Below are 26347 nucleotides of genomic sequence, written 5' to 3' on the forward strand. Positions count from 1 at the left end.
AAAATAACTAATTATCATACTTGTATTGTAAAAGAAATCAAAAAAGGGGCCGGGAGCAATGCAAGATCTGCCCCTCGCAGGATAGAGAGCCTATCCCGCGTCACGATGTTCGCCTGCTCCTTACGCCACGACACTATCTATGGCGTTTACGGCCAAACCGGTTCGGTATTTCCGGAACCCCAGCCGACACTGAACATAAAATAATCCGTGACGCTTGCCACGTTCCATACGCTCAGGTCATGATTTGTAAAGCTTCCTGCATTGGCAAACATGTAATTCATGTTGGTGACACTGCCCGTGTTCCAGTTTTCAATATAGCCGTTGAAGGCAGAGGCAGCTCTGAACATCTGGCTCATGTTTGTCACACTGCCGACCTTCCAAAAACCGAGATAGCGGTTGAACGAGCTTGCACCGTAAAACATGCTTTGCATATCCGTTACACTGCTGACGTCCCAGAAGCCGATATCTTTGTCAAACGCAGTCGCCAGATAGAACATGCTGGCCATACTCGTCACGCTGCTGACGTCCCAGCCGCCGATGGGCTGGTTAAAGGAGTCTGCCTGACTGAACATGCCTATCATGCTCGTGACACTACTGACATCCCAGGAGCCGATGGGCTGGTTAAAGGAGTCAGCATTGAGAAACATACCTGCCATCGTCGTCACGCTGCCGACATCCCAGACACCGATGGGCTGGTTGAACGCACCGGCATAATTGAACATATTGCTCATATCCGTCACGCTGCTGACGTCCCAAGCACTGATGTCCTGATTGAACGCGCCGGCATACCAGAACATACCGTTCATACTCGTCACGCTGCTGACGTTCCAATCCCCGATATCAGAATTGAAGGCCGTCGCCCGCATCAACATGCGGCTCATATCCTGAACCTGCGAAAGATCCGGCTGATCCACTGCATCAAACTGCAGATTGGAGCAGCCCTTAAAAGCGCTGGCCATCGAGCTCCACCGGCCTGTCCCCCACTGCTTTACGCTGAGCAGTTTGTCACTGTCGTATGCCTCGTTGAAATAGACCCGCGGGAACGCACCGGTGATGGAAACGGTGTAATTCCCCTCCGCGGGGTAGGTACAGATATAATCCCCCGTAACATTGACATCTTCAACGGCGCCGTCGCTGTCGCAATCGACGCTGTAGTCGTATCCAATTCCCGTCGTCGGGATCCGGAACTCCGTGCTCGTCGTCGTACCGGGATTATCCGTTTTGACGGTTATCATAAATGCATCGGTATTGTCGCCCGCACCGCCCCCCGACGATCCTCCGCCGCATCCGGCCAGCAGTGTCATCACCGCTGCCGTCGCCAAAATGACATTTTTATTATGGTTAATATATTGCATAACAGTCTCCTTCTTTTTAAAGAGTACTTATAAATGTCATAAGAAATGGTTAAATGCTCCAATAACGGTGAGAACAGACTTTTGAGCGTTGTGAAAACAGGAATAGTGAAATGTATAAAATTGCAGGAAAGAAGCGTGCCCGGACGGCACGCAGACAGGGGATCAATCCCCGCCGGGACCGTTGTGACAGTCGTAGCAGCTGACCGCGTGGCCTGCGGCGAAGGTCTTCGTCCCCCACTCGGTGCTGAAGCTGCGGGCCGAGAAGGTCTTGGAGAGGAAGGTGCCGCGGTAGTCACTGCCGTGGCACGACGTACAGCCGATCCGGCTGCTTTCGGCGACATCACCATGTTCACCTACCCAGTACTGCCCCACGCTGTGCATACCGTGCGGGCCGCCGCTGCTGGTCCGCGGAACGGTATCATGACAAGCCAGACACTCATTGACGGTCCCCTCATGTCCCTGCACCGCGATGCTCTGGAGATTATCCTCCGCATGCGAACTCGGATAGATGGCATGGGTCGAACCGTGGCAGGCCGAGCACTGCATATCCCCGTGCCCTGCGCTGAAACGGTAAAGGCTGACGCCCGATGCCGGTGTGTTCGGGTTCGTGGCAAAACGGCTGTCCACGGCGTCGCGCAGCGTCCCCGTCTGCATATCCGTCACCGCCGTCTCATACCGTTTCCCGTCCTGGTGACAGGCCTGACAGTTAGGCTCTTCCAGCCAGCCGACCCTGCCCTGTGCCCCGACGGCGCTCATGTTACCGTGGCAGCTCTGGCACTGGATGGTACCGACCTTGCCCATCGCCCCGCGCAGACACTTCGTTGCCGCCCCCGGGTGGCAGCGGTAGCAGGCGTCACGGTTCGTTGAACTGTTCAAGGTCTCCCCGTTCGTCGGGTCCGTCACCTCGGCATGCAGAGCGTGCAGTGCCTCCGTCAGCGGTTTCGTCCCGCTCACCCCTGTTGTGCCCAGGGCATTGGTGCTGTGGCAGGTCGCACAGAGCACCGGGTTGCCGCTTTTGGCGGTCGTATAAAGGCCGGCATCATCATAGCCGTTGTAGCCCGCTGCCTGCAGCTCCGCCTGATGCGCGCTGACCGCCGAAGGGTGTTCCTGGTCATGCAGCCGCAGGATGTTCCATTTATAATCTTTCTCCGGATCGGCATCGTTTTCCCAGCCTCCCGCCGGCATCGCGTCCGTGTATCCGCTCGCACTGCCGTGGCAGGCGCGGCAGTCCATCTCGTCACTGACCGGCAGTACGACCTTGGTCGTCGCCAGCACGTTCCCCGATCCGTCTTTTGCCGTGACGTTCACCATCGGGTAGTAGTTCTTGCTGCCGTCATCGTTGTAGGGTGTGATCGGCAGCCCCGTCGCTTCCCACCACTGCTCTGCCGCGTTGTAGCTCAGCGTATGTTCGCTCAGCTCCGGCGTGTGGTTGCCCGTCAGGCCCGTATCCGGCGCGGGAGTCGCATTGAACAGTGCCCCCACGTAGTCCCAGAAGTTCGTCTTCAGGTCGTTACTGTCGGTATAAACGCTCGTCGTGTTGTACTTCCCGTCCAGCGACGTCGCGGCGACATACGTCATCGTCACCCCGCCGGTCACATGCTTGTCGGAAGTCCCCGCCCGTTTGATCAGCTGGGCGTTGAGGTTGTTATAGGGAGGCAGGATCGAAAAGACCGAATAGTCATTCCCGTCCATGCAGTGCATCCCCAGATCGTTCCAGGCCAGGAGCGTGTAATCGGCCGCCGTGCCTTCCCAGACCGTCCCCCCGCTGCTGACGGTGTCGTCACTCTCACTCTCGCCCGATGTCGTCGCCATCTGGCATCCTCCCAGCCACAGGACTGCAAGTCCGGCCATCAACAGCTTTCGCCAAAGTCGCGTTTCCATCTTCTTCTCCTCTTGGTAGCCGGGGAAAGCCCCGGACACTTTTCTCCACTGCCAGTATGGAACAACTGTATGAAGATTTGATGAAGGGTTGCCAACCCCTAGTATAATGATGGATAGATTTCAAAAGGAGGCGAAGTGGATATCCTGATCGTCGAAGACGAAACCGTCGTGGCCCGGCAGCTTGAAGAGACCCTGCACCAGGAGGCATACAAAACCGTTGCCGTCGGCAGCGTCGCCGGGGCCAGACACGCCATGCAGGAGCAGAACTTCGACCTTATCCTTTTGGACTGGAACCTCCCCGACGGCGACGGCATTACGCTGCTGCACGACTGGCGGGAGCAGAAAATCCCTATCCCCGTCCTTGTGCTTTCGGCCAACATTACCGTTGACGACCGGGTCCACGCCCTCAATACCGGCGCCGATGACTACCTCTGCAAACCCCACTCGAGCATCGAACTCCTTGCCCGGGTCCGTGCGCTCCTGCGCAGAGACGCGCCGCTGAAGACCTCCAAACTCAGTGCCGACGACGTCGTCGTCGATATTATCGCCAGGGATGTCAGCGTGGCCGGCACCCCCGTCAAACTCAGCCTGGCCGAGTTCGACCTGCTGACACTGCTGATGCAGCACCAGGGCATCGTCCTGACCCGCTTCCAGCTCAACGAACACATCAGCAAGGATTTCGACCGGATTTCGGTCAGCAACCTTATCGACGTGCATATCCGCAATATCCGCAGGAAACTTGACCGCCCGGAGCTGATCCAGACCGTCCGCGGCGTCGGCTACACCATTAAAACGTAACGCCAGCCGGGGATTGTGCCCTACAGCGTCGTCAAGCAGAGACGCGCCGTACTCCCCCGTCCCACGCCGTCGCTGGCGAGCGTCAGTTCCGCACCGATATGCTGGGCATACCGCCGGCTCAGGGCCAGTCCCAGGCCGCTGCCGCCGCGTGCCCGATCCCTTTTCTCAGACTGCACAAAGGGTTCGAAGACATGTTTCAGCGTCTCGGCCGTCATCCCCCGCCCCGTGTCCTCTACCCGGAGACAGAGTACCGACTCGGCGGTATCGAACCCGCACGTTATGCTGCCGCTGTCGGTGAACTTCACGGCGTTGGAAAGCAGGTTGAGGATGATCTGCCGCAGAAAACGGCGGTCGGCAACCACGGTCGTGTCCGGCACGGACTCCGGCAGAAGGAGTGTCACCCCCTTTTGCTCCGCCAGGGGGGCAAGCAGCGCCCCGACCTCATCGAACATTTCAGCGATCTCCGCCGTCTGGAGGGTTTCGAGTTCCGGCTCATATTTACCGGCATCCAGCCGTGCCAGGTCCAGCAGATCGTTCACCATTCCCAGCAGTTGCTGCGCGGCATGTTCGATCCCCCCGATGCGTTCAAGCGCCCCCGCTTCGAGCTGCCCGTAACCGACGAGGAACTGGGTCTGGGACAAGATGGCGTGCAGCGGGGTGCGCAGGTCGTGGGAGAGGTGGGAGATAAACGCCGTTTTGGCCGCCGAGTCGCGGCGCAGCCGGTTATAGGCACGGATCTGCCCGATGCGCGCCGCAATCATCGAGGCAACCGCACGGAAAAACGCCTGCTCCTCCTCCGCCAGCCCTTCGGGCAGGATGAGCGAGCCGTAATATTTGAGCGTTTCATGCTCAAAGTCGTAGACAAAGAGCGTCGGCATCGCTTTTGACGCGCCGGCACGGGCAAAGCGGACATTGTACTCGGGGGCGAGCGTCTTCAGTTCGGTCAGGGCGGTTTTCAGACAGGCGCTCTCCTCCTCCGTCTCCATCAGGCGGTGGAAAAGCGCGATCATCTGCGTCAGACGCTGCAGGCGGAACACATTTTCCCGCTCCAGGGCTTCGAAGGCCTGGCGGATGTCCCCCGCCATCGCGTTGAACGCCTGTGCCAGCTGCCCGATCTCGTCCGTACGGCCGCTGTCAACGGGGAGGCTGTACTGGCCGGTCCGCACCATATCCGACGCCTGGCGCTGAAGGGCCCCGAGCGGTGCGACAATACGGCGGGAAAACCAGAAGGCGGCCGCGGCAATCATTCCGACGCCAAAGAGCAGCAACAGCGTCAGCAACCGGTTGAGGTCATCGATCAGTGAACGCTGCAGTGCACGGTCCATATGGTACCCCACGTACCATCCCGACAGCTGCGGTGCCAGCGCCCGGTAAAACCAGACCGACCGCTTCGACTCTACCGTCCCCGTCTGCCCCTCCACCGTGAACGGCGGCAGTGCGCCCCCGATACTGTACTGCGTCTCGGGGTTGAACAGCAGGGTTGACGCCGAGGGCCCCTCCAGGTTGAAACGCTGCAGGTTCGCTGTGCGGTACTCCATCACCAGGTAACCGATGATCCGGTCCGATCCCATCGCGGCACGCACCGGCACATCCAGCAGGAGGGTCTTTTCGTCCGCCTGGTAAGGAGAGGTATGCCCCACCGCCGACTCGAAAGCCCGGTAGCGGGCATAGGGCTTCCCCGTCTGCATCACTTCCGTGGAGGCGATCACGCGGCCGTCAAGGCCGAGTGCCAGCAGGGAAAAATCAAGATCATACACGGCTTTGTAACGCTCCAGCAGTGATGCCACCCGCCGGTCAAGGTCATTGATGAGGAGATCGTCCATTACGACCGAACCGGCCAGAAAGTGCAACTCACGGTAGAGCTGCGCGATGTGATGCTCGACGTCCGCAGCCACCTGGGCCATCCGTCCCTGCTGCTCGTCGTAAAAGCGCTCCGTATAGAGCTTTTCTTCGCTGACGAGCGTATAGGCGAGAATCGCCGCATACGGCACCACGCCGACCAGGAAGATAAGCAGAAGCAGCTTGACGGCCATATGCCGCCGGACCCAGGCGATCATCGTGCACCCCCGGCATCATAATGCAGCACGGTCACATTCGCATCCAAGGCCATATAATAGGGGACGTAACCCACAGCCCCTTCGACCTGCTGCACATAGGCGAGGACCGCCTCGGCGGAGCCCACGACCTTCGGGGGCCGCTGGCCGAGGTAGTGGCGCCGGATCCACCACTCCCTCAGTGCCGCACGGGAGAGCTTCAGGGTCTCCCTTTCAAACTGCTGCCGCAGCGGTTCGCCCGCCCCCAGTTGCAGCGGGAAGAGCCTGAAGTCCCCTACATAGCGCATTTTGCCGAGGTAGATATCGCGTATCTGGCCCGTATTCAATGTCTTCAGAGGAGCATCCGCCCGGATAACCAGTACCCACTCCTGCGCGCCCAGTACCATTGCGAAGAGGAGCAGGAGCAGCTGTTTCGTCATGACCCGCATCCTAGAAAAGCATCGAGAACGATACAATCATCATGTCCTCGTTCTCCCGGGTATGGAACTGGTATTCTCCCTTCAGGGCCACGGGGAAGAGCGGCCGGTACGTGTAGCCGACAACGGCGATGCCGTCGTCGGAGTTGGCGATATAGTCCGTGGTGTACTCCAGGCGCAACACCGCGTAGTGCTTCAGAAAGAGCTGCTGTGACCCCTGGATGTATCCGCCTGCGTTGCTGCGGGTATTGTCATCGTTCTGCCGGTAACCGGCTTCGGCCATGATCCTGGTCTGCGCCGTACGGTACTGGCCCGATGCATAAAGGTAGCTCCACGACTCCTCTTCGACCCGCTCCTCATAGCGCCCGGCATTCACGCCGGACGACCAGACGCCCTGCTCCAGGATCACCCCGATCCCGCTTTGGCGTTCGATATCAAAATTGTTATAGAGGTTTTCGCCGTTGAATGCCGCATCCAGATCGGGGGTCATCTGTATCAGGACATTGACGCTGACGATACCGGTCATGATCTTGGCATCGATCCCCGTTGTAAAGCGGGGGAAAACTTCCTCTGTGATGCGGGGACTCGAGGTCGTGTCGCGCAGGACATTGACCGGCATCCGGTTCCAGTACCCTACCGGGGTATTGAACTTTCCGACCGTCACCTGCAGGCGTTCGGAAGGTTCGTACTGCGCGTAGACGCGTTCCGCGTGGGGAGTGCCGTCGATATCGGTCTGGGCGCCGTACCCGTAGCGCTTCCGGTAGAGGTCACCCCACTCCACCTCCGCCAGGCCGCTCCACGCTCCCTTGGAGCCGTAGAGCATGACGGCCAGGTCATCCACAACAACCTCGCTCGTCCCCTTGAAGTTGTTCCAGTAATTCAGCGAGAAATACCCGCCGAGATAGAGCGGCGTTTTACCGACCTGCATCCCTTCGCCCAGACGGTATTCGTCCGCGTCCGCCCCCGTCAGTGTCAATAGTGCCAGGAGCCCCGCGGTCCAAACCCGCCCCATCGTCTTCATCATGCCCCATTATACAATGACTCCTCCCAACGGCGGAGGCTTTGGGCTATAATGTCGGTATGAATAGTACCCTCACCCCTACCCTTGACTTCGGCCGCATCAACATGCTCCGGATCGACCGCTTTGCCGTCCCCGGCGCCTACCTGATGGCCAAGGACGGCAGCGACGTCCTGCTGCCCAACCAGTACGTCACCGATGATATGGCAATAGACGACCTCCTCGAGGTCTTTGTCTATACGGACTCCGAAGACCGCCCCGTCGCGACCACCGACCGGCCGACGGCGATGCGCGACGAATTCGGCTTTTTCCCCGTTGTCGACGTCGCCAAATTCGGCGCCTTCGTCGACTGGGGGCTCCCCAAGGACCTGCTGGTACCGAAGAACCGCCAGAAAACCCCCTTCAAAGTCGGAGAGAAGCGTTTTCTGCGGGTTGTCAAGGATGAAGAGTCCGACCGTCTCGTCGGGGTGGAGCGAATCAGCAAGTACCTCTCGCATTCGCCGCGGGGCTACCACCCGAACAAAGAGGTGAAGCTGCTCTTTATCGCCAAAACGCCCCTGGGGTTCAAGGTGATCGTCGACGATGCCTTCGAGGGGCTCGCCTTCGATAACGAGATCTTCGAACCGGTCGAAGTCGGCGACAGCCGGACCGGCTATGTGAAACAGGTCCGCGCCGACGGCAACTTTGACGTCAGCCTGCAGCCCGTCGGCAAAACGGCCCGCGCCGGCAGCGACCAGGCGAAGGTTCTCGGCCCCCTCGACGCGGCGGGCGGCATGCTGCCGTATAACTCCAAAAGCGATCCGGATCTCATCACCAAGACCTTCGGCCTGAGCAAAAAAGCCTTCAAAAGAGCCCTTGTCCAGCTGCAGGAGAGCGGCGATATCGAGGTCAAAGAGACCGGAATCTACCGTAAATAGCGCGATGGCGAAAAAAAGAGCGGCCGAATCCTATGCCGATTTGAATATCGTATTCGAACATGAACAGGAGCTCTGGCAGCTGCTGCGCCTCGACCCCAACAGTATGAACGTCATCCTGCGCGCGCAAGCAAGCGGCAAAGAACGCACCCTCCCCTTCGCCCACCTGCCCAAAAGCGTCAAAAAAAAGATCCGCCCGCTCTAACGCCCTCTTCCTGCTGCAGTCTCCCGAATAGTGTATAATGGAATATAAGAAGTTCCTATTCAGGCGACCCGTTTTCTCACCCGACACCGTTGAAAGGAGAATATATGTCAGCCCCTGCATGGTTATCAAAAAAACTCGATGACGGCCGCATCCTCTGCGAAGCATGCCATCAACACTGCAAACTTTCAGAAGGCGAGTACGGCGTCTGCGGCATCCGGAAAGTCGAAGGAGGAGAGCTTCAGCTGCTGACCTACGGGCTGGCTGCGGCGGTCAATGTCGACCCCGTCGAAAAAAAACCGATGTTCCACTTCCTGCCGGCGAGCAGGGCCTTCTCTTTTGGAACAGTCGGATGCAATTTTTCGTGCAAATTCTGCCAGAATGCGGACATCTCCCAGTACCCCAAGGAGCATCACCACGAGATCACGGGACAGCCGCTCAACCCCGAACAGATCGTCTCCCTGGCCCAAAAATACGGCTGCGATTCGATCGCCTATACCTATAACGAACCGGTCGTTTTTTTCGAATATACCTACGACACGGCCAAACTTGCCCACGAAGCGGGCCTCAAGAACATCTACGTCACCAGCGGTTTCGAGACCCACAAGGCCATCGACACCCTGCTGCCCTACCTCGACGGGATGAACATCGATATCAAGGGGTACACGGAAGATTTCTACGAAGATATCTGCGGTGCCAAACTCAAACCCGTGCTCGACACCGTCAAATATGCCCACGACAAAGGGATCTGGATCGAAGTGACGACCCTGCTGATTCCCGGCAAAAACGACAGCGACGAGGAGATAAGAAAGATCGCCCGTTTCGTGGCCGACCTCGATGTCAACATCCCCTGGCACGTCAGCGGCTTCTACCCGATGTACAAAATGCTCGACGTCCCGCCGACGCCGCCGGCCACCCTGATCCGTGCCTACGAGATCGGCAAGGAAGCGGGCCTCAACTTTGTCTACATCGGCAACTACGACGACGAGGACCGCGAATCGACCTTCTGCCCCCACTGCGGTTTCAAAGTGATCGAGCGCAGCGGCCACATCGGCCAGTTTGTACAGAACCACCTTACCGAGCAGGGGAACTGTCCGCAGTGCGGGACCCATATTCCGGGAGTATGGTCGTAACGGCCGGCCCCTTACATGACGGTTCTGTTACGGCCCAGCTGTTTGGCGCTGTAGAGGTTCATATCCGCCTCGAACACGAGATGGCGGGGGTTGTCACGCAGCCGTTCACTGTATTCGGCGATGCCAATACTCACCGTGACCGGCGTCGTAATGACACACCCCTCCCATGTATGGACTTCAAACGCCTTCCGTATTTTTTCACAGATCGCAAACGCCTCTTTTGCCGTTGTCCCCGGCAGGATCGCCAGGAACTCTTCGCCGCCGTACCGAAAAATGTGATCCGTCTTGCGCAGATGGGCTGAAAGCGTTTGCGCCATCCCGACGATGACCGCGTCCCCGTCCTGGTGGCCGCAGGTGTCATTGACGGCTTTAAAGTGGTCGAGGTCGAACATGACGACGCAGAAGAGACTGCCGATAAGGCCGTGCAGCCGGATCTCGCTGCTGAGGATCTCCATCAGGTCCCGGCGGTTCAGCAGCCCCGTCAGGGCATCCTTGGAGACGTCGTCAATCAGCGTCTGCTGCGTCACGTTGATATTGAGTTCGTTGTAGAGGTACATCGACTGGCGGACCAGCATGACGTAGTCGATAAAGATCTTGTGGTAGTCTTCGCGGCGGATGGATCGGTAGATATTCTTGGTTATCAGGTGGATCTCCCGGTGCGTATCGAGCATATCTTTACGCACCATCGCGTCCGGAATAAACTTGATAAGCTCCTCGCTGTGCAGCCAGCTGCCGCACATGCAGCGGTGTTCATCAAACTCGATCCGCGCTTCGGGGTTCATAAGCCGGATATCCTTAATAACCTCGAGGATCCACTCCAAATGCTCTTTGACCGCAGGGATACCGATCTGCTGTTTGATCTGCCGCTCGAGGGTCTTCTGGTCGTTGTCCAGGTTCGGCTCCAGGTAACCGGCGGCACTAGCATTGATGGCCCGGCGGATATAGAGCTCAATCGCATCCGGCAGGCCCGTGATGTCGTTCACCTCTTCGAGTTCTTCGATCAAAAACGCATAGAGCGTATCGAAGGCACCGCGGTACTCGACATAGGGCAGGCCCATTTTGAAATGGAAGAGCCCCAGCTGTTTGAAGCGTGCAAAAAAAGCTTCATCCTCATCATATACGGCCTCAAGAAAACTGCTGAGCTGGGACTGTTTGAGGCGGGCGAGGTCGACCCCTTTCAAAAACTCCTCGACATAGGCGTTCTTGATCAGGTCCTCATAAAAACGGTCAAAGGCACGGTGCAGTACCCCTTCGAAAAGGGAGATGTTCGATTTGATCATCCTCTCTCCTTTAACCGTTATAAATTATTCTAATGTGAATTTATATGAGCCAACATAATCATTATACACAAAATTTTGATACCTGATCGTTTGGCGCTGTGTCCTCCGACCCTAGCTGATGATCGCGTCGTGCCACTGCACCAGGGTCAGCCGGTAGCCGTCGGACACAGGAAGGACCTCGTGGCTGTAGATGGGATTGCTCGGGAAAATGACCATATCCCCCGCCTTCGGACGGAAACGGACAGGCCTGCTCTCCGCATCAAAGAGGTAGTTAAAGACCAGTTCGCCGCCGCCGAACTGCAGCCCGTCGCCGCCGTTATCCCGGTGCGACGTTGCAAAAAGCACCGTCGTGATCTTCCGCTCGGGCGCGACCTGGGCAAAACCGACCGTTTCCCCCTCACTGTTGACAAGCTCGTTCGAGTCATCGGCATGTTTGATATAGAAGCCGCCCCGCGTGTACTCCAACGCCTGCACCTCCGTTGCCGTCGTCAGTGCCACGCTGAAATAGTCTTCGATCTGTTTCTGGTAATAGGCAAAACTGAGCTTATACCCTTCGAGCAGAATGTCGGGCAGTTCGTGGATTGCCGTCTTTCGGATATCCTCCTCAAGCTCGGGAACCACCACACCGTGGAAGTTTTTTTTGACTTTGGCCCGCTCCCCCTCACTTTTATCGTGGGTATACGCCGCAATCTCGGCGCAGGCTTCGGCCGAGAGAAAGTTCTCGATGATGAGATAGGGATAGTCGTAATAGGGGTTTGCCATCAGGCGGGTCTCGTAGCGCAGCTCGGCGATGAAGTCATCGCAGTAGACATAGTTGCTGATTTGCCGCAAAGGGTTCTCCGTGCCTGAAAAGGCGAAAGTGAAATCTGAAATAGTAACCAAAATTTGAAAAAGAGAATCGGTGAAAAGTGGTCGGGATGACTGGACTCGAACCAGCGACCCCCAAGCCCCCAGCTTGGTGCGCTAACCATACTGCGCTACATCCCGACGAGGAGGGAAATTATATCCAAAAAGTTTAAAAAAAGATGCGCAAACCGCCCTGAAAATCAGGGGGATTTCCGCAGGGGGAAAGGGCCCTATTTGTAACGGTAAGTGATACGGCCCTTGTCCAGGCTGTACGGCGTCAGTTCGATCTTGACGCGGTCGCCCGGGAGGATCTTGATATAGTGCATCCGCATCTTGCCGGCAATGTGGCACAGGATCACGTGGCCGTTCTCAAGCTCTACACGAAATGTTGCATTCGGCAGCGCTTCAACTACTGTACCGTCAACCTCAATGACATCATCTTTTGCCATTTATGCTCCTTGGGGTAATGATAAGATTTCCGCTTTGCCGCCGATGACAGCAACCGTGTGTTCGTAATGCGATCCGCGGAGGTTGTCGCTGCTGACAACATCCCATCCGTTTTCCAGGATCACCGCTTTGGCCTCTTTTTGGCAGATCATCGGCTCAATGCAGAAAACCATGCCGTTTTTGATCTTCGGTCCCGCTTTCGGGTTGGATCCTTCCAGGTAGTTGGGGATCTCAGGCTCCTCATGCGGGCGCTTCCCGATGCCGTGTCCGCAGAATCCGCGCAGCGGCACAAAGCCGCGCTCGAGAATAAACTGCTCAATCGCCATGGAAAGCTCTTTGAACCGCATGCCCTCTTGGATAATATCGATGGCGTAATAGAGTGAGTCTTTGGCACAGGCGATCAACGCCTCATCCTGTTCCGTAACCTTCCCCACCGGGACGGTGATGGCCGAATCACCGTAATAGCCGTTGAGTTCCGTACCGATATCATAGCCGATGATATCGCCTTCCTGCAGCTTGTAATCATTGGGAATACCGTGAATAATCACTTCATTCAGGGAAGTACAGACGGCGTTGGGAAAACCGTAGAGCCCTTTGAAGGAGGGACGTGCTCCGTGGCTGCGGATGTAATCCTCGGCCATGGCATCAAGTTCCTTCAGGCTCAGTCCCGGACGGGTCTCTTTTCGGAGAAGGTCAAGGGTACCGCCGACAATGGCGTTGGCGGCACGGAGTTTTTCGATTTCTTCAGGTTTGCGCAGCGCGATGGCCATGGGAGTTACAGACCAACCGCGCTGAGGGTTTCATACTTGCTCATATAGATCTGCGCTTCGATCTTGCGCATCGTATCAAGAGCAACCTGAACGACGATAAGGACGGCCGTACCGCCGAAGTAGAACGGTACCCCCATCCCCTTGACGATGATCCACGGCAGTGTCGCGACCAGGCCAAGGTAGATCGCCCCGGTGAACGTCAGGCGTGACGCCGTCTCGTTCAGGAACTCTTTCGTCGCTTCACCCGGGCGTACACCCGGGATGAAGCCGCCCTGGCGCTTGAGGTTATCGGAGATATCCTTGGCGTTGAAGACGATCGACGCGTAAAAGTACGCGAAGAAGACGACGAAGAGGAATGTCAGGAAGTTGAAGAAGTAGCCGCTCGGATTGAGCAGGTCCGCGACCGCCTGGACATACGGGTTGGTGCTGGATGAGAGAACCGTCATCGGGAACATCAGGATCGCCGAAGCGAAGATGACCGGGATGACGCCCGAAAGGTTGACCTTGATCGGGATGTAGTTCATCACGCGCTTGTTCTGGTTCGCCATCATCGTCTTTTTGGCGTAGGTCACCGGGATACGGCGTTCGCCGAGTTCCACGTAGATGATGACGCCGACGGTGACGAGGATCAGCAGCAGGATCGCAATGACCGTAATAAAGCTGATCGCACCCGTGTTGAGCATCGTGACCGTCTGACCGATCGCGGAAGGGATCGCAGAGACGATCCCGGCGAAGATGATCAGAGAGATACCGTTACCGACCCCGCTCTGCGTGATCTGCTCACCGATCCACATCAACAGCATCGTACCGGCGAGCATAGAGATCGCCGCGACCATGACAAAAGTGCCGTGGTCCATCAGGATCGCACTGCTGCCGTCTTTTCCTGTCATGCTCTGCAGACCGATGCTGACGCCGACCGCCTGTACCAGGGTAATGGCGATGGTGGAGTAGCGGATGATCTGCATATATTTGACCATACCGTCACGCTCTTTCTTCATCTGTCCGAGGTTCGGGAACGTCGCTGCGAGCAGTTCCATGATGATCGACGCGGTAATGTAAGGCATGATACCGAGTGAAATGATGGAGAGGCGTTCGACAGCGTTACCGCTGAACATGTTGAACAGACCGAGAGCGTCGGAGGAGTGTGAATCGAAGAATGAGGCGATGACGGCAGTGTCTACGCCCGGCACCGGCACGTAGGCCAGCAGCCGGTAGAGGAACAGAAACCCGATCGTAATGAGGATCTTGTTAATGAGCTGCTGGTTCATTACTTGCCGGTTGTTGTAACGTTTTCGTCTTTGATCTTGGAGGCAAGGTCTTTCGCAGAAGCGCCGACCAGTTTAACCTTCGTCACGGATTTGCCCAGCTTGTGAACACCGCGGATCGCTTCGACGGTGATCTCGTCGAGTGCCGCAACCGCTGTAATGCGGTCAACGTTGATAACGTACGGTTTAACAACACGTGACGTGAAACCGATCTTCGGCAGACGGCGAGCCAGCGGCTGCTGACCACCCTCGAAGTTACGCTTTGCATTGTAACCTGAGCGGGCTTTCTGCCCTTTGTTACCTTTACCTGCGGTTTTACCGTTACCGCTACCCTGACCGCGGCCCAGACGCTTTGTATTGCTTGTGGAGCCCGCTGCAGGTGTCAAGTTTTCAAGTGCCATATGCTTATCCTTTCATACGCGCAAGCGCTTCGATTGTCGCGCGGACAACCGAATTCGGATTGTTCGAACCGATGGATTTCGTCAGGATGTCCTGGATACCCGCGAGTTCGAGAACCGGACGCATCGCACCACCGGCGATAACACCGGTACCTTCGGAGGCCGGTTTCATCAGGATGCGGCTTGCGTTGAACTTGTGCTCGATATCGTGCGCAATTGTAGTCCCTTTAATCTTAACATCCGTCAAGTTTTTGAACGCTTCGTCTACCGCTTTGCGGATAGCGTCCGGGACCTCTTTGGCCTTACCGTAACCGAAGCCGACGACGCCGTTCTTGTTGCCGACTACGACAAGTGCTGTGAAACGGAAGCGACGACCACCTTTGACAACTTTAGTGACCCGACCGATGTGTACGATCGATTCTTCGAATTCTTCTCTGTTGACAGTTTTCATCGATCAGTCCTTAAAACTTAATTTCGTTCGCGCGAAGTGCATCGGCAAAGGCCGCAACGACGCCGTGGTAGACGTAACCGTTACGGTCAAAGAAGATCTCGCTGACGCCGGCTGCTTTGAGCTTGCCTGCGAAATCTGCTGCCAGTGCTGCCGCACCCTCTTTGTTCGCTTTCGCACCCAGCGGCTTCGTGTTGGAAGCTGCCAGTGTCACCGCGCTCGCGTCGTCGATTGCCTGGACGCTGAGGTAGCGGTTTGAGCGGAAGATGCTGACGCGCGGCTTCGCTGCCGTACCGTTGATGTTTGCACGGATGCGGCGCTTGCGCTGAACACGTTTTGAAACTTTTGCTTTCAATACTTTTGCATTCATCTGCTCACCCCTTATTTCTTAGATGTCTTACCGGCTTTGCGGACAATATGCTCTTCAACATATTTGACACCCTTGCCTTTATAAGGCTCCGGCGGACGGAAAGCGCGGATCTCGGCAGCCATCTGGCCGATCTGCTGGTTGTCAGCACCTTTGAGGGTGATAACGTTCTTGTCAACAGCAACTTCAACGCCCGCTGGGATGTCGTAGTTGATGTCATGGGAGAAACCAAGCTGCAGGTTCAGGACTTTGCCCTGGACCGCGGCACGGTAACCGACACCGTTGATCTCGAGCTTGCGTTCGAAACCTTCAGTGAGGCCCTTGACAATGTTCGCTGCGAGGGCACGGTATGTTCCCCAGAAAGCGCGGTGTTCGCGTGCATCGGACTTGGATGCAAACGTCAGCGTGTTGCCTTCGATGTTGAAGTCAACGTTGCCTTTCGTGTCGAGGGTACGTGTGTTGTTGCCTTTTTTGAAAGTGATAACCTCACCGTCAGCCGTTACGTTCACATCGGCCGGGAATGCGACCGGAGCTTTACCAATACGTGACATGTGTTATCTCCTTACCAAACTGTACAAAGTACTTCACCGCCGACGCCGAGCTCGTAAGCTTTATCGTTCGGGATGACACCTTTGGAAGTACTGACGATGATCGTACCGTAGCCGTTTTTGAAACGCTTGATTTCGTCACGGCCTTTGTAGATACGGCGTCCCGGTTTGGAAACGCGTTTCATCTCGTTGATGACGGTTTTACCCGCTTCATCATACTTCAACACAACGTTGATGCTTTTCTTGTTACCGTCTTCGACAACGTTAAAGCTATCAATGTAGCCCTTCTCTGCGAGAATACCAACGACTGCTTCGACTGATTTGGAGTGCATAAGCGTTGTGACGTCGAGGCGACGCATCGCTGCATTCCGGATACGGGTCAAAGAGTCTGCAATAAGATCATTTACCATTTTATTTTTCCTTGCTAACAGTCAGGAGTTTCAAGCTTACCAGCTTGACTTTCTGACGCCTGGGATCAATCCCTCATTTGCCATTTTTCTAAAGCAAACACGACAAATACCGAAGTCACGGAGTACAGAGTGCGGGCGGCCGCAGATCTGGCAACGTGTATAAGCACGAACCGCGAATTTCGGTTTGCGCTGCTGTTTTGCGATCATGGACTTCTTAGCCATTACTCTCTCCCTTTCGCGAACGGCATACCCATAGCTTCGAGCAGGGTCAATGCCTCTTTGTCACTCTGTGTTGTTGTGACAATCGTGATGTTCATCCCGTGGATCTGCATGATGGAATCATAGTTGACTTCCGGGAAGATCAGCTGCTCGTTCAGACCGAAGTTGTAGTTACCGCGGCCGTCGAAACCGTTGCGCGGGATACCACGGAAGTCTTTCACGCGCGGCAGTGCGACAGCGATCAGTTTGTCCAGGAAGGTGTACATGTTCTCACCGCGCAGGGTGACTTTGACACCGACCGGCATCCCTTCACGGACTTTGAAGCCTGCAACGGATTTACGAGCATCGACGACTGTCGCGTGCTGACCGGCGATCAGGCTGATCGTGTCCTGGATGTTCTGGATCAGTTTGTTATCTTTCATCGCGAAGCCGGTACCGACAGAGATGATGATCTTCTCGACCGCCGGGATCTGCATTGCGTTCTTGATCTCAAGCTTGCTCTGCAGTTCCGGTTTCATTGCGAGATATTTATCTTTCAAACGTGCCATAACTTACGCCTCCACTTTGCGGACATTGGATGCATCAATAGGCATCTCTTTGCTCATAAATCCGCCCTTCGGGTTCTCTTCTGTCGGCTTAACCGCTTTTTTCGCGAGCTTGCAGCCTTTGACGAGGACCTTGTTCTCTTTCGGCATGACCATCAGAACTTCTGCCTTGGTGCCTTTATCGTCACCGGCAATGATCTCGACCATATCGCCTTTTTTGAAGTTAAACTTTGCCATTACACAACCTCCGGAGCCAGGGATACGATCTTCATGAACCCTGCATAGCGTACTTCACGGCTAACAGGACCGAAGATACGGGTACCGATCGGCTCTTTTTTCGCGTCGAGGATGACGGCGGCGTTGTCATCGAAACGGATCAGAGAACCGTTTTCGCGCTGTACTTCTTTTTTCGTACGGACAACGACGGCCTTGACGACCTGACCTTTTTTGACTTTTCCGGTCGGGAGCGCTTTCTTCACGGAAGCAACGATAACGTCACCTACAGAAGCGTAACGGCGCTTGGAACCGCCCAGAACCTTGATACACATGATCTCTTTCGCACCAGTGTTGTCGGCAACGTTCAGACGAGTAAAGCTCTGGATCATGACTCTACTCCTGTCGCTACAACGCTTTTGAGTTCAAAAGACTTCGTCTTGGACATCGGGCGACACTCGATCGCGATCACTTCGTCGCCGACGTTAAGCGTGTTGTTCTCATCGTGGATGAGATATTTTTTGAAGCGCTTGACCGTTTTGTGGTAGCGCGGGTGCATAACACGGCGTTCAACGACGACTGTCGCTGTCTTGTCACCGGCTTTCTTGACGACTACACCCTGAATTTCACGTTTAGACATCCGGGTCTCCTTACTTCGCTGCGCTGAGCGCAGTGTTGATACGGGCGATATCTTTGCGTACGTTACGCAGTTCGCTCGTGTTCTGCAGTTGCATCGTTTTTTGCTTCAGTCTCAGCGTGAAGAGCTCAGTCTTCTTCTCTTTGAGCATTGCGCTCAGTTCTGCTGAGGTCTTCTCTGCCAAATCAGTATACTTCATTGTCCATCTCCGCCGTTACAATTTTCGTTTTGAATGGCAGCTTGTGCATCGCAAGCGTCAGCGCTTCGCGTGCCAGGGACTCTTCAACGCCACCCATTTCGAAGATGATACGACCCGGTTTAATGTTCATAACCCACTGGTCGATCGCACCTTTACCTTTACCCATACGTACTTCAAGCGGTTTCGCTGTGAGCGGCTTGTCCGGGAAAACACGGATCCAGATCTTACCCTGGCGCTTGATGTGACGGGTTGCCGCGATACGCGCAGACTCGATCTGGCGGGAGTTGATACGGCCCGCTTCGATTGCCTTGATCGCGATATCGCCGAACGCAAGTTTGTAGCCGCTACGCGCTTTACCGCGGTTGCGACCCTTCATGTACTTGCGGAATTTCATTCTTTTTGGCATCAACATGATTAATCCGCCTTTCTCGGAGCACGACCGCGGCGCTCACGTTTTACTTCTTCTTCTTTCGGCTCCGGCTGGATACCTTTGGAAAGGACTTCACCTTTGAAGATCCAGACCTTGATACCGATGATGCCGTAAGTCGTGTGCGCTTCGGCAAAACCGTAATCGATCTTGGCACGGAGCGTATGCAGCGGCACGCGGCCTTCGCGGTACCACTCGGTACGTGCCATTTCAGCACCACCGAGGCGGCCAGCGACGGCGATACGGATACCCTTGGCACCGGCACGCTGTGCATTCTGCATTACTTTCTTCATCGCACGGCGGAACGCAACACGGCGCTCCAGCTGTGTCGCAACGTTCTCAGCAACGAGCTGCGCCGCGATCATCGACTTTTTCTCTTCTTTGATGTTGACGGCAATATCTTTGCCGATCAGGTTCTGAAGCTTCGTTTTGAGCTTCTCGATATCAGCACCTTTTTTACCGATGATGATACCCGGGCGTGCTGCGACGATGGTGACGCGCAGACGCTTGACCGTACGCTCGATGATGATGTTGTTCACACCCGCATAGTAGAGTTCCTTTTTCAGGAAAGTACGGATTTTGTGGTCTTCGCCCAGGTTGGCCGGTGCGTTTTTGAAATTCGGATACCAGCGGGACTCCCAGTTACGGTTGATGCCCAGACGGAATCCGATCGGATTGACTTTCTGACCCATAATTATTTACCCTCTACTTCTACTAAGATGTGTGCCGTCGGTTTGCGGATCCCGCTAGCCATACCGCGAGCACGCGGACGGAAGCGCTTGAGAACCGGACCGTTGTCAACACGGCAAGAAGTGATCACACAGTCGCTGGCATCGTTGCCGCTGTTCGCGACAGCCGATGCGACGACTTTGGAGATGATCTTCGCCGCTTTGTTCGGCGTGAACTCCAGTGCAGCGATCGCTTCTTCAGCGTTCATGCCCTGGATTTCGCGTGCGATGAGGCGAGACTTCGTCGGAGAGACGCGGATAAATTTCAACAGTGCTCTTGCCATCTTTTAGCCCTTTCTCTGTACAGAGCCCTTGTGGCCCTTGAAAGTACGTGTCGGAGCGAACTCACCGAGCTTGTAGCCGATGTGGTTCTCTGTCACGTAGACCGGTACAAACTGGCGTCCGTTGTGGACGTTCATAGTCAGACCGATCATATCCGGCAGGATCACGCTGCGGCGTGACCATGTCTTGATAGGCTTATTGCTCTTCGCTTCTTTGGCTGCGAGCACTTTTTTCATCAAATGGTCGTCTACGAACGGACCTTTTTTTACTGAACGTGCCATCGATTAACCTTTCTTACGACGAGTGATAATAAGCTTATCGCTCGCTTTTTTACGACGCGTTTTCGCACCCTTGGTCGGTTTACCCCACGGAGTAACCGGGTGACGACCGGAGTTTGTTTTACCTTCACCACCACCGTGCGGGTGGTCAATCGGGTTCATCGCGGAACCGCGCGTCTGCGGACGGATACCCATGTGGCGTGTACGGCCGGCTTTCGCGAAGACGATGTTGCTGTACTCTTCGTTACCGACAGTACCGATCGTCGCCATACACTCGCCGAGGACGTAGCGCATCTCACCGGAAGGCAGACGCAGGGAGACGTACTTGCCGTCACGACCCATGATCTGAGCAGATGTACCGGCAGAGCGGACCATCTGGGCACCTTTGCCCGGCTTGAGCTCGACATTGTGGACGGTAGTACCGACCGGAATGCTTTTGAGCTTCATCGCGTTGCCCGGCTTGATGTCGAGCCCTTCTGCTGCTGCGGCAACAGCGTCACCGACAGTCAGGCCTTTCGGCTGAAGGATGTAACGCTTTTCACCGTCCGCGTAGTTGATCAGCGCGATGCGGCAGTTGCGGTATGGATCGTATTCGATCGCAGCGACTTTGCCCGGAACGCCGAACTTGTTACGTTTGAAATCGATGATACGGTACAGTTTCTTCGCACCACCCTGCTTGTGGCGGGATGTGATGCGCCCGTTGTTGTTACGACCAGCGCTAACCGGCAGTTTGACCAGCAGAGAGCGGACAGATGCCTTTGCTGTAATGTCACCGGAGTCGATGTTCGTATAGAAACGGCGACTCGGGGTAATTGGTCTGTAGGTTTTAATTGCCATGATTACACCGCCATCGATTCGATTGCCGCGCCTTCAGGCAGCTTTACGTAGAACTTTTTAAAGTCGTTCTGCTTGCCCATGACACCGCGGAAGCGTTTTGTTTTACCGCTTTGGTTCAGTGAGTTGATACGTGTCGGGATGACACCGAAGTACTCACGGAACACCTCTTTGAGACCGCTTTTGGTCATGCGCGGGGATGTCTGAACAACGACGACACCCTCTTCCTGCAGACCAAGCGTTTTCTCAGTGTAAACGATTGATTTAATATCTGTAATATCAGCCATCTTAGCTCTCTTTAGTCAGATTTTCCCATACCGCTTTTTCGATAACGACAGCGCGGTATGCTGATGCCAGGAATGCATTCAGTTCATTCTCTTCAACCAGGTAAGTTGACTGGATGTTACGGAAGGCCAGGAACGTGTTCTCATCAACGATGGACTTGACGAGCAGCGCATCGCGGACGCCCAGCTTGTCAAACATTGCCTTGGCATCTTTCGTTTTGCCTGATGCGATCTCGATCGAATCAACGATGAAGAGTTTGCCTTCATTCGCCAGAGCGTCAAGGGCAAAGTTCAGCGCGAGCTTCTTCTGCTTCTTGTTGACTTTCTGGTCGTAGTTACGGCCGGTGTTCGGACCGTGAACGACGGCACCGCCAACCCATACAGGAGAACGGCGTGAACCGGCACGTGCACCACCGCGGCCCTTCTGTGCCCACGGTTTCTTGCCGCCGCCGCGAACCTCGGAACGGGTCTTCGCGGAAGCAGTATCAGCGCGCAGACCCGCCTGATATGCTTTCACATACAGGTAGAGGTTGTGCGGGTTGATACCCGAAAAGCTTTCCGGCAGTGCAAGCTCGGATGCTTTTTCAAAATTTTCATTCAATACGATAGCGCTCATTTAACAACCTTTACACGACCCATAGCACCGTTTGCGCCCGGGATGGAACCCGCGACGACGAGGATGCCGTTCTCTGCGTCGTAAGAAATCACTTCGTTTTTGACGGTGACCTGAGTGTTACCGTACTGACCGGCCATTTTGCGGCCCGGCTGGACGCGGCCCGGCCATTCACAGTTACCGATAGAACCCGGACGGCGGTGGAAACGTGAACCGTGTGCACCCGGACCACCGGCAAAGTTCCAGCGTTTCATAACACCGGTATAACCGCGACCTTTTGTGTTGAAAGAGGCTTTGACCACTTTCGCTTCACCCAGGGGTGCAGTTTCGAGATCACCGGCTTCCGTGTTGCTGACAGTCAGCGTGACGAAACGGTTGAACTCTTTCGGAAGGTCGTATTTCTTCTGCTGACCTTCGATAGACTTGTTCATCTTTTTGCCGTCATTGTATGCAACGATCGCGCGGCCGTTTTCGACTTCGCAGACCTTTGCTTCCTTGACTTTCAGAAGCGTTACCGGAGTACTCGGAACGCTGATAGTACGGCTCATACCGATTTTTTCAACAATATATTCCATTGTGTTACTCCTTACTTGTCCATCGAGCGGACTTCTACATCCACTTCCGGCGCCAGATCAAGTTTCATCAGAGAGTCGACCGTGTCCGGCGTAGCGGAGACGATGTCGATCAGACGGGCGTGCATACGGATCTCGAACTGCTCACGGCTGTCTTTGTTGACGTGAACGGATTTGAGAACCGTATATTTACGGATTTTTGTCGGAAGCGGAATCGGACCGCGGATTTCCGCACCCGTACGCTTTACAGCTTCTACAATAGAACTAACCGAACGATCCAGTACACGGTGATCGTACGCTCTCAGTTTCAAACGAATCTTTTCCATAGTTTTTCCTCATTAAAGAACTCGTTGGATCTTCTCCAACTATTATAAAGGGAGCGGAATTATACTGAGATCACTTTCCGAATTCAAGGGTTTTAGGGGGGTAAAAGCCAATTTTGTATAAATTTATTTCCTTCTAAAAAGGAAATGATAAAATCATACAGATCAAACAGGGGAGTGCCATGACCGAACTGCTGGAAAAATATTACCGCCAGGACCTTCACGCGGGCGGCTACGTCGAACGCAAGTTTTCGGTGCCTGAGCACTCCTTCTGCCTCAGCGGCGTCGCCCTGAGCGGCAAAACCATGCTCGTCAAACACTATCTGCTGCAGCAGCGCAAGGCCTCTTACCTCTACATCGACTGCAGCGACATCCGACTCGATACCGACCGCTTCAACGCCCAGATCCGCTCGTTCTGCAATACCCATGATATTGAAACCGTTGTGCTGGACAACTACCGGCCGGAGCTGCTGCGCCCCGCCGTATCGCAGCTGATCCTCATCGGCCGCGAGCTCACTAACACCGGGGACCTTGCCCACTACCGTCTCTTCCCCCTGGATTTTGAGGAGTTCCTGGCGTTTGAGCGCAAGTACGATGAGAGTGCCCTCAACGACTTCCTGCAGCTGGGGGGATTCCCGGTGATGCACAAGACCCCTTCCGAGGAGCGCAACCTTCTGCTGCAGCGTACCTTCAAAACCGCCCTCGGCGACATCGGCTTCGACCTGATGCAGCTGGCCGCACGCCTCTACACCCAGAAGGTCTCCGCCTTCATGCTCTACGAACGGCTCAAGAGCGAACGCAAGATCTCCAAAGACATGCTTTACCGGCACTACGACAAACTGATTGCGGAGGGGTACCTGCACGCCGTGGCCAAGTTCAACCACCCCCGGGCAACAAAAAAACTCTACCTCTGCGACATCGCCCTCAAAACCGCCCTGGTCTTCCAGAAACACTTCGGGCGCCTTTTCGAGAATATGGTGCTGACCGAACTCGTCAAACACCACGGCGATATCTTCTACGAAGAGCAGATCGACTTCTACCTGCCCGAAAGCGGCCGCGTCATTCTCTGCATGCCCTTCGGGACCAAGGAGATCCTCTTCAAAAAGATCGAACAGGCCGAAGCCTTCATCGTCACCCACGGGGTGAAGAAGGTCGAAGTCATCACGATGAGCAGCGAATCTTCCCTGCACCACCCCTTCGTCGAAGCGGAAATGATCCCCTTTTCACAATGGGCGCTGGGGGATGAGGGATGATCTCATCATTAAAACACAAAATAGAGTATAATAGCCCGAAAAATGAAAGGCACGGATGAAGGGATCGTCACTGCTCCACCTCTCCAAGCATTTCCGGGAAGCCGACAACATCCGGCTGCGGCTCATACGGCTTCTCTACGACAACTTCTCGGGTGCCGCCGTCGTCATCTGGTTCAATGCATCGCTTTTCGTCTATATCCTCTGGCCGGTCGCGGACCACACGCAGCTGCTGTTCTGGTACGCCTTCATCTCGGGTATCACGCTGATCCGTGTCGTCGATACGAGCCTCTTTTTCCGGCAGAAGTCTCCGAACTACAATCAGTGGTACAGGCGTCTGTTCATCGGGGTCTTCTTTTCGGCAATCGCCTGGGGGGCCATCCCGCTGATCTTCTTCGCCTCGGTCGCCCCCATCTACCAGATGTTCATCATCATTCTGACCGTGGGGATGAGTGCGGGTGCGCTCAGCACCCTTGCCGCGGATCTGCGCCTCTCGTTCATCTATCTCTTCGCACTGCTCATCCCCCTGGCCTACCGTCTGCTGGAAGCGGATTCACCGATCTATTTCGCCTCCTTCATCCTCGTCCTCGCCTTCATTATCGTCGTCATCCGCACCGCCCGTGAGTTTCACCTCAGCCTGGTCGAGAGCTACCGCAACCTCGAGCTGTACCACCACGCGAAAGCACGGCTGGGCAGCAGCCAGAAACGGCTGCACATGATGTTCGAACAGGCCCCCATCGGGATCTTCTACTACGATAACGACCTGGTCATCGTCGATGCCAACAACGCACTGTGCACTTTCCTCCATGCCAAACGCGACGAGCTTGTGGGGCTGCACCTGCGGGAGCTCCCCGATCAGCGCCCCCTGCAGAGCGCCTACCACGACAACAACTATACCCGTTACGGCGTCTACGAAGGTCCGTACCATACCAAGCTGCGGGGCCTGGACCTCTGGATCAAAGTGGAGTTCATCCCCATCGTCGATGACCGCGGCGGTATGATCGGCGGCATGGCGATGTTCACCGACAAAACCCAGGAGCACAACGCCATGAAGCAGGCGGAGTTCCTCGCCCTGCACGATCCGCTGACACGGCTGCCCAACCGGGAGCTGCTCAAAGAGCGCATCCGCCAGCTGCTCAAAGAGGACCGCCGTCTCGCCCGCTACTCGGCGCTGCTCTTTCTCGACCTGGACCGCTTCAAGCACATCAACGACAGCGCCGGCCACCTTGTCGGAGACCAGCTGCTCGTCGAGACGGCCCGGCGGCTGGAGACGCTGCTGCGCGAAAGCGATACCCTCAGCCGCCTCGGGGGCGATGAATTCGTCATCCTGCTGCCGGTCATCGCCAGCGATGAGGACGGGACCGTGCGCCACGCCTTCCAGGTCGCGGAGAAGATCCATGAGGCCCTGCGGCAGCCCTACCCCATCGAAGGCCACCAGCTCTACACCTCCTGCAGTATCGGGATCACCACCCTGGAGAGCTTCCCCGACGACATCGACGAAGTGCTGCGCCGCGCCGATACGGCCATGTACCAGGCCAAGGAGGAGGGGCGCGACCGCACCCGTTTCTACGATCCCGAGATGGACCAGAAAGCCCGCGACTACCTCCATACGCAGCAGCGGCTCCGCCATGCGATCGATACGGGAGGCTTCACCCTCTGTTACCAGCCCATCGTTCAGATCGCGACCGAGCGCGTCATCGCGGCCGAAGCCCTGCTGCGCTGGCACGACGAGATCGGCAACGAGATCCCCCCGGCCCACTTCATCCCGGTTGCCGAGGAGTCGGGGATGATCAAGGCCATCGGCGAATGGGTCATAGACGAAACGTGCCGGCAGATCAGCACCTGGAAAGCGGAGGGGATCTTCAACCTGGAGTACATCTCCGTCAATATCAGTCCCCGCCAGCTTATTGAAAGCGACTTTGTCGATGTCATCGTCGAAAGCGTCAGGCGCCACGGCATCGCTCCTCGGCAGCTGCGGCTCGAAATCACGGAGACGGCACTGATCGAGAACTTCGACAAGACGAAAAAGCTTATCGAGGCGCTCAATGCCGAAGGAATCAAATTCATCATCGACGACTTCGGTACCGGCTACTCCTCGCTCTCCTACCTCAAGCAGTTCGCCTTTTCCGCCCTCAAGATCGACCAGAGCTTTATCCGGGACATCCTGCAGGACCCCAAGGACGCGGCACTGGTACGCGCCATTATCGACATCGCTCGCCAGTTCGGCTACCAGGTCATCGCGGAGGGGGTCGAGGAGGAAGCACAGCGCGAGATGCTGCGCGAGAATGACGCCGCCGTCGCCTACCAGGGGTACCTCTGCAGCGAGGCGAAAGACGCCGAGGCCTTCGCGGTACATCTGCACAAAGAGGGGTGTTAACGCCTACGCTTCAGTG

General features: G+C 56.0%; 36 protein-coding genes and 1 tRNA gene. 6 read left to right on the forward strand and 31 right to left on the reverse strand.

The features are described 5' to 3' along the window. Positions 1–146: 146 nt before the first annotated feature. Both WCX49_RS12270 and WCX49_RS12275 read right to left on the reverse strand, forming a co-directional pair. A complete protein-coding gene (locus tag WCX49_RS12270) occupies positions 147–1355 on the reverse strand; it encodes a BspA family leucine-rich repeat surface protein (protein ID WP_345985368.1) in 1209 nt (402 codons plus the stop codon). A gap of 162 nt (positions 1356–1517) precedes the next feature. Further along, complete coding sequence (locus WCX49_RS12275; protein WP_345985369.1) at positions 1518–3236, reverse strand: hypothetical protein; 1719 nt, start codon at positions 3234–3236, stop codon at positions 1518–1520. 135 nt (positions 3237–3371) lie between these two features. Between WCX49_RS12275 and WCX49_RS12280 the strand changes: the two genes are divergently transcribed. Beyond that, a complete protein-coding gene (locus WCX49_RS12280) occupies positions 3372–4034 on the forward strand; it encodes a response regulator transcription factor (protein ID WP_345985370.1) in 663 nt (220 codons plus the stop codon). A gap of 20 nt (positions 4035–4054) precedes the next feature. Here WCX49_RS12280 and WCX49_RS12285 read toward each other — a convergent pair whose 3' ends face one another. The 3 genes from WCX49_RS12285 to WCX49_RS12295 are packed head-to-tail and all read right to left on the reverse strand — an operon-like array spanning position 4055 to position 7528. Then, a complete protein-coding gene (locus tag WCX49_RS12285; protein WP_345985371.1) occupies positions 4055–6091 on the reverse strand; it encodes an ATP-binding protein in 2037 nt (678 codons plus the stop codon). Further along, positions 6088–6507 carry a hypothetical protein gene (locus WCX49_RS12290; protein ID WP_345985372.1) on the reverse strand — a complete coding sequence of 140 codons (420 nt, stop codon included), beginning with the start codon at positions 6505–6507 and terminating at the stop codon, positions 6088–6090. Before WCX49_RS12290 ends, WCX49_RS12285 begins: the two co-directional genes overlap by 4 nt. Positions 6508–6517: 10 nt before the next feature. Beyond that, on the reverse strand, positions 6518–7528 hold the full coding sequence (locus tag WCX49_RS12295) for a hypothetical protein (RefSeq protein ID WP_345985373.1): 1011 nt from the start codon (positions 7526–7528) through the stop codon (positions 6518–6520). A 56-nt stretch (positions 7529–7584) separates the two neighbouring features. Here WCX49_RS12295 and WCX49_RS12300 point away from each other — a divergent pair, with 56 nt between their 5' ends. The 3 genes from WCX49_RS12300 to amrS all read left to right on the forward strand — a co-directional run bounded on the left by WCX49_RS12300 (position 7585) and on the right by amrS (position 9771). Further along, positions 7585–8439 (forward strand): S1-like domain-containing RNA-binding protein, encoded by an 855-nt coding sequence (locus WCX49_RS12300; RefSeq protein WP_345985374.1) that lies wholly within the window; start codon positions 7585–7587, stop codon positions 8437–8439. A gap of 4 nt (positions 8440–8443) precedes the next feature. Further along, complete coding sequence (locus WCX49_RS12305; RefSeq protein ID WP_345985375.1) at positions 8444–8641, forward strand: hypothetical protein; 198 nt, start codon at positions 8444–8446, stop codon at positions 8639–8641. Between the two features lie 104 nt (positions 8642–8745). Further along, a complete protein-coding gene (gene amrS, locus WCX49_RS12310) occupies positions 8746–9771 on the forward strand; it encodes an AmmeMemoRadiSam system radical SAM enzyme (protein WP_345985376.1) in 1026 nt (341 codons plus the stop codon). A gap of 11 nt (positions 9772–9782) precedes the next feature. Here amrS and WCX49_RS12315 read toward each other — a convergent pair whose 3' ends face one another. The 26 genes from WCX49_RS12315 to rpsJ form a co-directional block, all read right to left on the reverse strand. Then, complete coding sequence (locus WCX49_RS12315) at positions 9783–11051, reverse strand: diguanylate cyclase (RefSeq protein WP_345985377.1); 1269 nt, start codon at positions 11049–11051, stop codon at positions 9783–9785. 111 nt (positions 11052–11162) lie between these two features. Continuing rightward, positions 11163–11882 carry a 2OG-Fe(II) oxygenase gene (locus tag WCX49_RS12320; RefSeq protein WP_345985378.1) on the reverse strand — a complete coding sequence of 240 codons (720 nt, stop codon included), beginning with the start codon at positions 11880–11882 and terminating at the stop codon, positions 11163–11165. Between the two features lie 78 nt (positions 11883–11960). Beyond that, a tRNA-Pro gene (locus WCX49_RS12325) sits at positions 11961–12038 on the reverse strand. Positions 12039–12127: 89 nt separating this feature from the next. Beyond that, positions 12128–12346 (reverse strand): translation initiation factor IF-1, encoded by a 219-nt coding sequence (gene infA / locus WCX49_RS12330; protein ID WP_231019334.1) that lies wholly within the window; start codon positions 12344–12346, stop codon positions 12128–12130. Further along, entirely contained in the window at positions 12347–13114 is a 768-nt protein-coding gene (gene map / locus WCX49_RS12335) for a type I methionyl aminopeptidase (protein ID WP_345985379.1), read from the reverse strand. It lies immediately after the preceding gene. A gap of 5 nt (positions 13115–13119) precedes the next feature. After that, positions 13120–14382, reverse strand: a complete 1263-nt coding sequence (gene secY / locus WCX49_RS12340; protein WP_345985380.1) for a preprotein translocase subunit SecY — start codon at positions 14380–14382, stop codon at positions 13120–13122. Then, positions 14382–14780 carry a 50S ribosomal protein L15 gene (rplO, locus tag WCX49_RS12345; protein ID WP_345985381.1) on the reverse strand — a complete coding sequence of 133 codons (399 nt, stop codon included), beginning with the start codon at positions 14778–14780 and terminating at the stop codon, positions 14382–14384. The genes secY and rplO overlap by 1 nt, the downstream gene beginning before the upstream one ends. A gap of 4 nt (positions 14781–14784) precedes the next feature. After that, positions 14785–15228, reverse strand: coding sequence for a 30S ribosomal protein S5 (gene rpsE / locus WCX49_RS12350; RefSeq protein WP_345985382.1), 444 nt, complete (start codon positions 15226–15228; stop codon positions 14785–14787). A gap of 10 nt (positions 15229–15238) precedes the next feature. After that, entirely contained in the window at positions 15239–15595 is a 357-nt protein-coding gene (gene rplR, locus WCX49_RS12355; protein WP_231019339.1) for a 50S ribosomal protein L18, read from the reverse strand. An 11-nt stretch (positions 15596–15606) separates the two neighbouring features. Next, complete coding sequence (rplF, locus tag WCX49_RS12360) at positions 15607–16143, reverse strand: 50S ribosomal protein L6 (RefSeq protein WP_345985383.1); 537 nt, start codon at positions 16141–16143, stop codon at positions 15607–15609. 11 nt (positions 16144–16154) lie between these two features. Then, the gene (gene rpsH / locus WCX49_RS12365) at positions 16155–16550 is read right to left on the reverse strand and encodes a 30S ribosomal protein S8 (RefSeq protein WP_345985384.1); all 396 of its coding nucleotides are present in this window, start codon (positions 16548–16550) and stop codon (positions 16155–16157) included. 36 nt (positions 16551–16586) lie between these two features. Beyond that, positions 16587–16772 carry a type Z 30S ribosomal protein S14 gene (locus WCX49_RS12370; protein WP_231019342.1) on the reverse strand — a complete coding sequence of 62 codons (186 nt, stop codon included), beginning with the start codon at positions 16770–16772 and terminating at the stop codon, positions 16587–16589. Continuing rightward, the gene (gene rplE / locus WCX49_RS12375) at positions 16772–17317 is read right to left on the reverse strand and encodes a 50S ribosomal protein L5 (RefSeq protein ID WP_345985385.1); all 546 of its coding nucleotides are present in this window, start codon (positions 17315–17317) and stop codon (positions 16772–16774) included. The genes WCX49_RS12370 and rplE overlap by 1 nt, the downstream gene beginning before the upstream one ends. Before the next feature lie 3 nt (positions 17318–17320). Then, positions 17321–17551 (reverse strand): 50S ribosomal protein L24, encoded by a 231-nt coding sequence (gene rplX, locus WCX49_RS12380; RefSeq protein WP_231019344.1) that lies wholly within the window; start codon positions 17549–17551, stop codon positions 17321–17323. Beyond that, positions 17551–17919 carry a 50S ribosomal protein L14 gene (gene rplN / locus WCX49_RS12385; protein WP_231019345.1) on the reverse strand — a complete coding sequence of 123 codons (369 nt, stop codon included), beginning with the start codon at positions 17917–17919 and terminating at the stop codon, positions 17551–17553. The genes rplX and rplN overlap by 1 nt, the downstream gene beginning before the upstream one ends. Continuing rightward, positions 17916–18167 carry a 30S ribosomal protein S17 gene (gene rpsQ, locus WCX49_RS12390; RefSeq protein ID WP_345985386.1) on the reverse strand — a complete coding sequence of 84 codons (252 nt, stop codon included), beginning with the start codon at positions 18165–18167 and terminating at the stop codon, positions 17916–17918. The genes rplN and rpsQ overlap by 4 nt, the downstream gene beginning before the upstream one ends. A gap of 10 nt (positions 18168–18177) precedes the next feature. Continuing rightward, the gene (gene rpmC, locus WCX49_RS12395) at positions 18178–18363 is read right to left on the reverse strand and encodes a 50S ribosomal protein L29 (protein ID WP_231019347.1); all 186 of its coding nucleotides are present in this window, start codon (positions 18361–18363) and stop codon (positions 18178–18180) included. Then, the gene (gene rplP, locus WCX49_RS12400; protein ID WP_345985387.1) at positions 18350–18775 is read right to left on the reverse strand and encodes a 50S ribosomal protein L16; all 426 of its coding nucleotides are present in this window, start codon (positions 18773–18775) and stop codon (positions 18350–18352) included. The genes rpmC and rplP overlap by 14 nt, the downstream gene beginning before the upstream one ends. A 2-nt stretch (positions 18776–18777) precedes the next feature. Next, positions 18778–19482 carry a 30S ribosomal protein S3 gene (gene rpsC, locus WCX49_RS12405; RefSeq protein WP_345985388.1) on the reverse strand — a complete coding sequence of 235 codons (705 nt, stop codon included), beginning with the start codon at positions 19480–19482 and terminating at the stop codon, positions 18778–18780. A 2-nt stretch (positions 19483–19484) separates the two neighbouring features. Continuing rightward, a complete protein-coding gene (rplV, locus tag WCX49_RS12410) occupies positions 19485–19802 on the reverse strand; it encodes a 50S ribosomal protein L22 (RefSeq protein WP_231019351.1) in 318 nt (105 codons plus the stop codon). A gap of 3 nt (positions 19803–19805) precedes the next feature. Next, positions 19806–20081 carry a 30S ribosomal protein S19 gene (gene rpsS / locus WCX49_RS12415; RefSeq protein WP_345985389.1) on the reverse strand — a complete coding sequence of 92 codons (276 nt, stop codon included), beginning with the start codon at positions 20079–20081 and terminating at the stop codon, positions 19806–19808. Positions 20082–20084: 3 nt separating this feature from the next. After that, complete coding sequence (rplB, locus tag WCX49_RS12420) at positions 20085–20915, reverse strand: 50S ribosomal protein L2 (protein ID WP_345985390.1); 831 nt, start codon at positions 20913–20915, stop codon at positions 20085–20087. 2 nt (positions 20916–20917) lie between these two features. Next, on the reverse strand, positions 20918–21199 hold the full coding sequence (locus WCX49_RS12425; RefSeq protein WP_345985391.1) for a 50S ribosomal protein L23: 282 nt from the start codon (positions 21197–21199) through the stop codon (positions 20918–20920). A 1-nt stretch (position 21200) separates the two neighbouring features. Next, positions 21201–21812, reverse strand: coding sequence for a 50S ribosomal protein L4 (gene rplD, locus WCX49_RS12430; RefSeq protein WP_345985392.1), 612 nt, complete (start codon positions 21810–21812; stop codon positions 21201–21203). Continuing rightward, positions 21809–22384: a 50S ribosomal protein L3 gene (gene rplC, locus WCX49_RS12435; RefSeq protein ID WP_345985393.1), complete on the reverse strand. Its 576-nt coding sequence runs from the start codon at positions 22382–22384 to the stop codon at positions 21809–21811. The genes rplD and rplC overlap by 4 nt, the downstream gene beginning before the upstream one ends. 11 nt (positions 22385–22395) lie before the next feature. Continuing rightward, the gene (gene rpsJ, locus WCX49_RS12440; RefSeq protein ID WP_231019358.1) at positions 22396–22707 is read right to left on the reverse strand and encodes a 30S ribosomal protein S10; all 312 of its coding nucleotides are present in this window, start codon (positions 22705–22707) and stop codon (positions 22396–22398) included. A gap of 179 nt (positions 22708–22886) precedes the next feature. Between rpsJ and WCX49_RS12445 the strand changes: the two genes are divergently transcribed. Further along, positions 22887–23957 (forward strand): ATP-binding protein, encoded by a 1071-nt coding sequence (locus WCX49_RS12445; protein ID WP_345985394.1) that lies wholly within the window; start codon positions 22887–22889, stop codon positions 23955–23957. A gap of 55 nt (positions 23958–24012) precedes the next feature. Then, positions 24013–26331 carry an EAL domain-containing protein gene (locus WCX49_RS12450; protein ID WP_345985395.1) on the forward strand — a complete coding sequence of 773 codons (2319 nt, stop codon included), beginning with the start codon at positions 24013–24015 and terminating at the stop codon, positions 26329–26331. Positions 26332–26347 lie beyond the last annotated feature (16 nt).

The organism is Sulfurimonas sp. HSL-1656, assembly GCF_039645585.1.
Lineage (GTDB): Bacteria > Campylobacterota > Campylobacteria > Campylobacterales > Sulfurimonadaceae > Thiomicrolovo > Thiomicrolovo subterrani.